This is a genomic window from Parabacteroides sp. 52 (assembly GCF_010500925.1).
GTDB lineage: Bacteria > Bacteroidota > Bacteroidia > Bacteroidales > Tannerellaceae > QVMG01.
The window spans coordinates 25,730-36,194 of record NZ_QVMG01000021.1; the positions used below are offsets into that span (position 1 = coordinate 25,730).

The 10,465-nt window shown below is 45.0% G+C and carries 7 protein-coding genes; 2 read left to right on the forward strand and 5 right to left on the reverse strand.

Annotated elements, in window-relative coordinates; translation table 11 throughout:
* Positions 1 to 8: 8 nt before the first annotated feature.
* Positions 9 to 1,538 carry a glycoside hydrolase family 10 protein gene (locus D0T51_RS10860; protein WP_163729244.1) on the reverse strand — a complete coding sequence of 510 codons (1,530 nt, stop codon included), beginning with the start codon at positions 1,536 to 1,538 and terminating at the stop codon, positions 9 to 11.
* 183 nt (positions 1,539 to 1,721) lie between these two features.
* Between D0T51_RS10860 and uvrA the strand changes: the two genes are divergently transcribed.
* Complete coding sequence (uvrA, locus tag D0T51_RS10865) at positions 1,722 to 4,511, forward strand: excinuclease ABC subunit UvrA (RefSeq protein WP_163729255.1); 2,790 nt, start codon at positions 1,722 to 1,724, stop codon at positions 4,509 to 4,511.
* Positions 4,512 to 4,834: 323 nt separating this feature from the next.
* Here uvrA and D0T51_RS10870 read toward each other — a convergent pair whose 3' ends face one another.
* From D0T51_RS10870 to D0T51_RS10885, 4 genes are all read right to left on the reverse strand, one after another.
* Positions 4,835 to 6,043, reverse strand: a complete 1,209-nt coding sequence (locus D0T51_RS10870; RefSeq protein WP_163729245.1) for an ROK family transcriptional regulator — start codon at positions 6,041 to 6,043, stop codon at positions 4,835 to 4,837.
* Positions 6,044 to 6,164: 121 nt separating this feature from the next.
* Complete coding sequence (locus D0T51_RS10875) at positions 6,165 to 6,791, reverse strand: lysine exporter LysO family protein (RefSeq protein ID WP_163729247.1); 627 nt, start codon at positions 6,789 to 6,791, stop codon at positions 6,165 to 6,167.
* Positions 6,788 to 7,066 carry a LysO family transporter gene (locus tag D0T51_RS10880; protein ID WP_163729249.1) on the reverse strand — a complete coding sequence of 93 codons (279 nt, stop codon included), beginning with the start codon at positions 7,064 to 7,066 and terminating at the stop codon, positions 6,788 to 6,790. The genes D0T51_RS10875 and D0T51_RS10880 overlap by 4 nt, the downstream gene beginning before the upstream one ends.
* Positions 7,067 to 7,078: 12 nt before the next feature.
* Complete coding sequence (locus D0T51_RS10885) at positions 7,079 to 7,462, reverse strand: hypothetical protein (RefSeq protein WP_163729251.1); 384 nt, start codon at positions 7,460 to 7,462, stop codon at positions 7,079 to 7,081.
* Positions 7,463 to 7,603: 141 nt separating this feature from the next.
* Here D0T51_RS10885 and D0T51_RS10890 point away from each other — a divergent pair, with 141 nt between their 5' ends.
* Positions 7,604 to 9,859, forward strand: a complete 2,256-nt coding sequence (locus D0T51_RS10890) for a GH92 family glycosyl hydrolase (RefSeq protein WP_163729253.1) — start codon at positions 7,604 to 7,606, stop codon at positions 9,857 to 9,859.
* The last annotated feature ends 606 nt before the right edge of the window (positions 9,860 to 10,465 follow it).

Genomic DNA, 10,465 nt, shown 5'->3' on the forward strand with positions numbered 1-10,465 from the left:
GGGGGAACCTATAATTTTATTTTCTTACCTTTCCCTTTTAAACTCTCATTGTGAAAGCGATCTACAGCCGTTATTATATATCTGTATTTGTTTTTCCCTTTTTCGTAAGGTAATATATACTCTGTATCAGAGGTTATCGCGACGATTTTCGCCGGGTTATTTAAGTCGACCTCTTCTTTTTCTCCAAAACGATAGACGACAAAGTAACGCGCCAGCTCCGGATTCGTCGGACTCTGTTTGGCTTTCCAGCGCAATACGTACCCTTTCGGGGTCCATACCGTTTTCAGCTTCCGCACTTCTTTAGGAGCCTGGTCGTGTAAATGTGTGTACGGAGGGATTAAGGCCGGATACGGATGATAGTTTTGTTTCAGGCTGTCGGCTACTCCTTTGTTGTTCCATAACAATTCATTGGCCGGCCAGAAGCAATTGCCACTGACACGGGGCAAAGCTCTTTCCAGGAGCATCTTCGGGGTCAGCTGATCCGCTTTCATCGTACGCGCCACATCCTGTCCGATGTACAAATGGCAATCGTAGACATGCTGCGCATCCCACCAGACAGCCAGGGTGTTGTAATTGGCCGCCGAATGACCGATCTCCCAATAGATCTGGGGCATATTATAATCGATCCATCCCTGTTTGACCCAATGCAATACGTCGGCATAGAGGTCGTCATAATTCTGTAAGCCGTTGGTTTCGCTTCCCGAACCATCCGGTGTATTCTTTTTGTTTCTGTAGATGCCAAAAGGGCTGATACCCAGGCGCACCCAGGGTTTGACCAATAAGATGGTACGTTTCAGTTCACTGATCAACACATTCACATTCTCCCTGCGCCAGTCTGCCCGTTGAGTCTCCGTATATCCTTGTGTCAACCCGTAACGCTGGAAACTCTTATCATCCGGAAATGCCATGCCGGCAACAGGATAGGGATAAAAATAATCGTCCATATGAATCGCATCCACATCGTAACGAAGAACGATATCGCGTACGACACGGCAAATAAACTCTCGGTTTTCCGGAATGCCGGGATCAAACAGGATCTGCTTGTTGTAAGTGACAAAACGTTCCGGGTAACGATGGTAGACGTGGGACTTTGCCAGTTTGGTGTTGCCACTCGTACTCACACGGTAAGGATTCAGCCAGGCATGAAACTCCAGGGTTCTCTTATGGCATTCCTCTATCAGGAACTCCATCAGGTCGAAGTTGCCTTCCGGTGCTTTCCCTTGTTCGCCGGTATAGAAACGGCTCCAGGGCTCTAATGCGGACTGATAGAAGGCATCCGCCTCAGGACGCACCTGGAATATAATCGCATTGATACCACAAGCTTGCAGATAATCCAGCTTCCGGACAAAGTCTTTCTTCATCGCCTCCGGAGTCATCGTTTGATACTCTCCCTGAAAGGCTGTCTGTATCCAGGCTCCACGAAATTCATGTTTGGCGTCTTTGGCAGGCACAAAGCGAGATGTAACCGGTATTGTTTTGCATCCAACCAACCACAACAGGCAAAAAAGCACAACCACTTTACTAGGCAGAGATGACATGTGCATCAATTTTTTCTTATTCTAAATGAGTAAAAAGATCAACAAAAATACGGAAATAGTCACATACTGCAAATAAATCAGCTATAAAATCATTAGGCGTAGATTCAATCCTAAAAGAGCTCTCTATTGGTTGAAAGGAAGAAAATGATTAACTTTGCGGGTTTTAAAATGGGAGGGGTATTTATGTCTGAGAGCAATTCTATTTTTATTAAAGGTGCGCGTGTCAACAACCTGAAAAACATCGACGTGGAGATCCCCCGCGATAAATTGGTCGTTATCACCGGTCTGTCGGGTAGTGGTAAATCTTCCCTGGCTTTTGATACTCTCTATGCGGAGGGGCAACGGCGGTATGTGGAGAGTCTTTCGGCTTATGCCCGCCAATTCCTGGGGCGGATGAGTAAACCGGAGGCCGATTACATCAAAGGTATACCTCCTGCCATTGCCATCGAACAAAAGGTAAACACCCGGAATCCGCGTTCTACAGTGGGTACTTCCACCGAAATTTATGAATACCTGCGGTTGCTTTATGCCCGGATTGGAAAAACCATTTCCCCTGTTTCGGGTAAAGAAGTAAAAAAGCACCAGGTAAGTGATATTGTCAAAGAAATCCTCTCTTTCCCCGAAAATACAAAGTTTGCCGTTTATGCTCCTGTGATTTTGCCGGCCGACCGTACCATGCAGGAACAGCTTGAGATTCTTCAAAAGGAAGGTTATTCCCGGCTGTCGATAGAGGATACGGTATATCGTATGGCGGAGGTGTTGGCGGATGAGAAACTACTCCAGTCGCCGGTAATCGAAATATTGATAGACCGTTTAACGGTATCCGACGACAAAACATTAAAAAGCCGTTTGGCCGATTCTGCCGAGACCGCCTTTTTCGAAGGACATGGTACTTGTCTGATTCGTGTCTATACACCGGAAGGAGTGATATTGAAAGAGTATTCGAAGAAGTTTGAGGCAGACGGTATTGTCTTCGAAGAGCCATCGGATATGATGTTCAGCTTCAACAACCCGGTGGGTGCCTGTCCCCAATGTGAAGGATTCGGGAGAGTAGTCGGTATTGATGAAAACCTGGTCGTTCCGGATAAAAGTCTCTCTGTCTTTCAAGGCGCCGTTGTCTGTTGGAAAGGAGAGGTTATGGGAGAATGGCTGAAAGAATTTATTATCCAGAGTGATACCTATAATTTCCCTATCCATTGTCCTTACTACGACCTGACAGAGGCAGAAAAAGACCTTCTGTGGCACGGCAAGAAAGGAGTGCAGGGCATCGATGCCTTTTTCCGTTTTGTGGAAGAAAACGTATACAAAATACAATACCGGGTCATGTTGGCACGCTACCGGGGAAAAACCGTTTGCCCCGTATGCAAAGGCAGTCGCCTCAAACCGCAAGCCCTCTATGTGCAGGTAGGCGGACAGGATATTGCCCGGCTGGTAAGCCTGCCTATCACAGAGCTTAAGACATTCATTGATACCCTCAAACTCGACGAAACCGATGCAGTCGTTGCCAAACGCCTGCTCACGGAAATAGACAACCGCCTGCAGTTTCTCTTGGATGTCGGCCTGGGGTATCTTACCCTCGATCGCCTGTCCGCCTCCCTATCCGGAGGGGAAAGCCAGCGGATAAACCTGGCCACCTCTCTGGGCAGCAGCCTGGTGGGATCTCTTTACATCTTAGATGAACCGAGCATCGGATTGCATTCAAGGGATACGGAATTGTTGATTAAGGTCTTACGCCAATTGCAAGCCTTGGGCAATACCGTTATCGTTGTGGAACACGATGAGGAGATTATTCGTGCCGCCGATTATATCATTGATATCGGTCCCCAGGCCGGACGCTTAGGGGGAGAGGTGGTTTACCAGGGAGCGATCGATCAACTGAAGAATGACAGCGAAAGTTATACCGTCCGTTACCTGACAGGCGAAGATAAAATAGAGGTCCCCTCTTTCCGTCGCCCATGGAACAACTATATAGAAGTGAAAGGGGCACGAAAAAACAACCTGAAAGACATCGATGTGAAATTCCCTTTGAATGTAATGACAGTGGTATCCGGAGTCAGCGGATCGGGGAAAAGCTCCCTTATCCGTGACATCTTCTACGAGGGAGTAAAGCAAAAACTGGATGAAGCCGGACGGCTGACTGTGGACGCAAAAGATATTACCGGGGATATACAGCTTGTCAATAATATTGAGTTTGTCGATCAGAACTCCATCGGGAAAAGCTCCCGCTCCAACCCGGTTACCTATATCGGTGCCTACGACGAGATCCGTAAATTATATGCCACGCAGGCATTGGCCAAACAAATGGGTTACAGTGCGGCTTATTTCTCTTTCAATAAAGAAGGAGGACGCTGTGAAGAATGTAAAGGAGACGGACGGATCACGGTAGAGATGCAATTCATGGCGGATATCACCCTGGAATGTGATGTCTGTCACGGAAAACGTTTCAAATCGGAACTATTGGAGGTGGAATGTCAGGGGGCAAATATATACGATGTGTTGGAAATGACCGTCAATCAAGCCATCGATTTTTTTAGTAAAAACGCAGATAGCCAGGAGAAAAAGATTGTCAAAAAACTAAAACCCCTGCAGGACGTCGGCTTGGGATATATCAAATTGGGCCAAACCTCTTCTACCCTTTCCGGAGGAGAAAACCAACGGGTAAAACTGGCCTATTACCTGGGGCAGGAGAAACAACAACCTACCTTATTTGTCTTTGACGAACCGACTACCGGCTTGCACTTTCACGATATAAAAACCTTACTCAAAGCCTTCAACGCCCTTATTGACAAAGGGCATACAGTGGTTATCATCGAACACAATATCGATGTGATCAAATGCGCCGATTATGTAATCGACCTGGGACCCGAAGGCGGAAAAGCCGGAGGAAACCTTCTCTGTACCGGTACACCGGAAGAAGTTTCCCAATGCCCCACCTCGTATACCGGTCATTACCTGAAAGAAAAATTGGGATGAACAAGCAACAATGCGGAATATTCTACTGTTGATAGCTATCGTCAGTACTGATGATAACTATCGTTACTACNTTACTACTGATGATAGCTATCGTTACTACTGACGATAGCTATCAACACTAAAATTATCCCTGTGGTTAACGATTAACGATTAACGATTAGTGTTTAGTGTTTAGTGATTAGTGATTAGTGATTAGTGATGAACGATGAGTGAAGCGTGAAAGATTATAATTTACAATTTATAATTAACAATTAATTATTAGTGATTAGTACTTAGATTTTGAGGGTACTTTTTAGGAGGAGAGAATAGTATCGAGTAAGAAATCAGATAATGCCCAGTAATTTGCTGCGAGACAATAAACAGGCTCCGATAATACCTGCTCGTTCTCTTAGTTTGGAAAGTTTGAATTCGGTATCCTGACTGACCAGATTCAGGGAGTATTTACGTATAGCACTTTTGATAGGTAAAAGCAGGTATTCATCAGCATGGAACAAGGTACCTCCCAGGATCACTAATTCCGGATTAAAGATATTCATCAGGCCGGCTATGCCTTTGCCTAGGTTTACTCCCATTTGTTCGAGTATCTCAATGCTCAAGACATCTTCTTTCTGAAGAGCTTCCATTATCTCGGTCAGGGTGACTGGATCCCCTTTATCAATCTTAGGGGCAAGGATTGTACTGCTTCCTTCTTTATAACGTTCGTATATTTTACGGTGTAAGGCCGAGCCGGATGCTTCTGTTTCCAGGCAACCTTTCTTGCCGCAATGGCAGAGTACTTCGTTGTCGAACATGCAAAAATGCCCCAATTCACCAGAGAAACCGGACTTTCCATAATATATCTTTCCATCGATGATAATGCCGATTCCCAACCCCCAGCTCATATTGATGAAAAGGATATTCTTCTCTCCTTTCACCACCCCCTGCATATATTCCCCATAGGCCATGGCACGGGTGTCATTCTCAATATACACCTTCAGGCGAAGACGTTCTTCCAGAATCTGGGCAAGTGGCTTCTCCTGGAAATAGAATATACTGTAACTGTATCCGGAAATCGGATTGACCCGCCCGGAAATATTCACTCCAACGGCCAGTATCTTTTCGCGCGGAATAGTAAGCTGCGTGATAAAAGATTCGATACGCAGGCATAATTGTTCCAAGGCTGCCGGCGTATTTTCCAATATATAAGGGATATTCTCTTCGATGCAGACTTTATCGCCTTTGAAATCAACAATACCCAGATTGATCTTATCGCGGAAGAGATCCACTCCGACAAAATAACCGGATGTAGGATTCAGCCCGTAAATGCTGGGCTTCCGGCCCCCATTGGTTTCTTGTTTGCCAAAGTCTACTATATATCCATCTTCCTGTAGCTCGCCTATCAGTTTGGTGACCGTAGGTATACTCAAGTTCATCTCTTTGCACAGTTCAGCAATAGTCGCATCGCCATTGGCAACATAATGATGGATAATCTTTTTCTTTAGAAGGGCATTACGGGAGGAATCTTCAGAAGAGAGTAAAAATTTAGCGGTCATATAATTAGGCTTGTCTTTATATATTTAAGGCAAAGATAGAGAAATATCTTTCAAAAGATTCACGGCATAACTAAATTATTTTCATAACAAGCCAGGGGATAGAGAGAAAGAGAAGAAAATATTAAAAGGAACAGAATAAAGAGACAAAAAAAGGCACGGTGAAATCGACTAAAATGCCATGAAAAATAGAAACAAAAACTAAATCTTTACCGGCATAACGGGTAATAACAGGCAAGGTGGTATCCATAGTTGTCGCCCCCCCGGCACAGATAGGTGCCAGTCGTCCGAAGTGCTTCACCCAAAAAGGGGCTCCCAGGAGGGTAAATATCTCCCGGAGAATATTGGCCATCAGGGCAATCGTTCCTAATTCCGTTGCCAGTTGGATGCCCAGGGAGGCTGTCTTCATCTCCGTAATCAGGATCGAGGAGAGGGAGTAATAGGCAAAGCCACTGCCGACAGCCAGGCAGTCGAAGACAGTCCATCGGCTTATTACCAGACTGACAAGTGCCGAGAAAACCAGTGTACCCACAACTGTAGCCAGAGGTACCAGCAACAGCTTGGGACGAAGGCTACGAAGGATCTCTTTCAACTTCTTGTCGCTGCCGATACTTATACCGACCAGAAACATCAAGAGATAAAGCACATATTGGCTGAGATCATGAGAGAGAAACACCTCCGGCAGCAATCCACTTCTTCCCAACAGGCAACCGAAAACAAAGAAACCGACTATCACGAAACTTCCTTTCATAACCGCGGCTTCTCTTTGAAAAAGAAATGATAGACTATCTTTGCGGCCAACACACTGCCCAGGGTAGCGGCCAGGGCAATACACAAAGCCTGGCCACCCAGTGTAGCCAGATTGTTTACGATCGTATCATTGCTGCCAACGGTTATGCCCAACAAAAAGAGTAAAAGGAAGATGGTGTAAGAGATAGGCCTGCCTACTTTTTGGAGGATCTCGACCTTGCGGAAGAAGTAACCCGCCCCGATTCCACCAAACAAAATCGCTACAACTGTAAACATGAAGGGGATAGCTTACTTTTTAACAGGGGTGAATGTGATAGGCATCTGCATCTCATCTGCTTCGGCTGTTCCTTTCAACGTTTTTCCTTCCCAATAAAGGAGGATATTTACAGGATATCCATCTACATACAGGACAGAGGAATACCCTTTTTTCTCTTTTTTGAACGGAGCGGCTTTCAGGGTATTCCCACTTAAGGTAAACTCTGCGCAGAGTTTGCCTTCTGCCTCTTTCAGGCTAGCCGTCCCATGCTGGTAACCATCGGGGGCATCAGGCGCGGAAAAGGTCCAGTTGCCAACATAGGAAGCAATTTCCTGTTTCGCTTCTTGAGCTGAAAGAGTCATTGTGAAAAGAAGGCAGAAGAGACTGCAAATGAGTTTTTGAACAGATGTTTTCATAAGATATTATTGTTTATATGTTATACATGCTGGGAAACAAACGACCAAATATAATCATTCTATCAGAATGGGTAGAGTTAAAAATAAAGAATAAGGTATTTATGTCTATATTTGTAGATCAAACTATTAGATTTTATAATCATGAAAAAAACATCCTTATATCTTCTTTCCTTTGTGTTCGTATCCTGCCTGTTGTTTGGTTGTCAACAAGAGGAGAAAGCCGGATTATCAGATAATACACACCATGTCGATCCTTTTATCGGAACAGGGTTTCATGGACATACATTCCCGGGGGCTACCCGCCCGTTCGCCTTGGTGCAGGTGAGTCCGGATACGCATATCATGGGATGGGATGCCAGCAGTGGGTATCATTATGAAGATAGTGTGATATACGCTTTCAGCCATACACACCTCTCGGGTACAGGGATCGGTGATCTGGGTGATGTGGCATTGCTCCCTTTCTCGGGCAGTGATTCCCTAAAACCGGTAGCGACCTTTAAGAAAGAAACGGAAAAAGCTGTACCCGGCTATTACGCCGTTCGATTGGAGAATTTCGGAGTCAATGTCGAAGTAACGTCTACCGATCGGGTTGCTTTGCATAAATACACGTTTGACCATCCGGAAGACAGACGGGTTATGTTGGATCTCGGACATATCCTGCAACCGAACTGGGGGCACCGACTGGTGGGCAATGAATATATGTTTGTCAACGACTCCATCGTAGAAGGCACGTTCAAGACTAAGGGATGGGCACACGCGCATGCGATATCTTACCGGATCAGCTTTTCGGAACCTATCGAAACTGTTTATCAATATATAGGAGGGGTGCAACGAAACGATTCCCTCTTTCTGAAGATAGACTCGAAAGAAGACCTGAAATTTCATTATAAATTCTTTAATAACAACCAACCGCTGTATGTAAAAGTGGCCTTATCACCGGTAAATCCGGAAGGGGCAGAAAGAAATATGATGGCGGAATTGCCGGATTGGGATTTCGACAAGGTGCGTAACGAAGCGGCCACTGTCTGGAAAAAGGCCTTGGGTAAAATAGATATTCAGGCGGATCCGCAGGTGATGGTTAACTTCTACACCGCTTTATACCATACCATGATCGCTCCTTTTGCGTATCAGGATGTAGACGGCAAGTATATCGGAATGGACAAAAAGGTTCACCAGGCAACGCCGGGTTATACGAATTATACCGTTTTCTCCCTCTGGGACACTTTCAGGGCTTTGCACCCCCTTATGACTATCATTGATCCGGCATTAGCTACAACGTGGGGAAAAAGCCTGATACAGGGATATAAAGAAGGAAGTATATTACCCAAATGGCCGCTGGCTTCGAATTACACAGGCTGTATGGTCGGCTATCCGGCGGTATCTATATTGGCAGATCTGGTAGCCAAAGACCTGGCAGAGGGAGATATGAACCTATGGACAGAAGCCGGAGTGCGTTCTTCTGTTTATCGGGAAGATCTGGCAAAGCAGTTCAAAGGGACAAGAGAATTAGACCTGATTACACGTCATCCCTATTATAAAGAGAAACTGGGATTTGTCCCGGCCGACTCTATCAGCGAATCGGTGTCCTGGGGATTGGAGATGGCCTATTACGATTGGTGCATCTCACAGATAGCTAGTAAAGCAGGTAATGAGGAGGTAGCCAAAACATATGCAGACAAAGGAGCCTATTATAAACGTTACCTGGATCCGGAAACGAAGATGATGCGGCCTGTGATGGGAGACGGCAGTTTCCGTACCCCGTTCAACCCACGTTACTCCGCCCATCAGAAAAGCGACTATACTGAAGGCAATGCCTTCCAATGGAGCTTCTTTGCCCCCCACGACATGGATAATTTCATAACAGCCATAGGGGGAAAGAAAGAATTGGAAACACGCTTAGATACGCTCTTTACCACCTCCTCCCAGATTGACGGCAGGGAAGCCTCCGGAGATATCACCGGTTTAATCGGACAATATGCCCATGGCAATGAACCAAGCCACCATATGGCATATCTCTATAACTGGACGGATGCGCCCTGGAAAGGGCAAGAATACCTCGATCATATCCTGCAAGAGTTCTACCTGAACCAGCCCGATGGAATCATTGGTAATGAAGACTGTGGACAAATGTCGGCCTGGTATGTGATGAGCGCTTTAGGTTTCTATCAGGTATGTCCGGGCATTCCGGTGTATACCTTGGGAAGACCGATGGTGCATTATGCTAAAATACCGGTGACAGGAGGTTTCTTTGAGATTAAAGTCCATAATAACAAGGCGAAGAACAAGTATGTGCAAAGTATAAAATTAAACGGAAAAGAATTGCAGACGCCTTTCATTACACATACCGACATTGTAAATGGCGGAAAGCTGGAGTTTGTAATGACTGACACACATTAATTCTATAATACTCAAAAAGCAGGGGACAAATGATATAAATCATTCATCCCCTGTCATAATTCCGGTTTTGGTAAAATCATAATTCCGGTTTTGATAAACAAAATTCTTTCCCATCATAAAGAGGCATCATGTTTTATGCCAACTAAACAATTAAATCAATCAGTCTTTACGTTGTAAATATATCCTTTAATCGCCAGGTTTACAAATACAAAAACAAGGAATACAAAGCTTTAGGCGAATAAACGAAGCTTATCTGAATGAATTATTTTGTTTTTCATAGCATTTCGTATTAACCAAAAAAAACTTAAATGATACAAATTACTCCTCCTTAGCAAAGGAGGAGTAATTTGGAGAGTATTTTTTTGATATCCAAACAATGGATCAAGCTTCCATCCCCCCTGGTCGCCTGCGACCACCACTAATCACTAAACACTAATCACTAATCACTAACCACTCTTCGTTAATCGTTAATCATTAACCGTTAACTCCCTCCCTCTCTCTCTGTAAACAAAAAAAGAGCCTATCTCTTTCGAAATAGACTCTCTCTCTTAAAAACGGCAGCTACCTACTCTCCCACTTTTTGGGCAGTACCATCGGCGTGGTGAG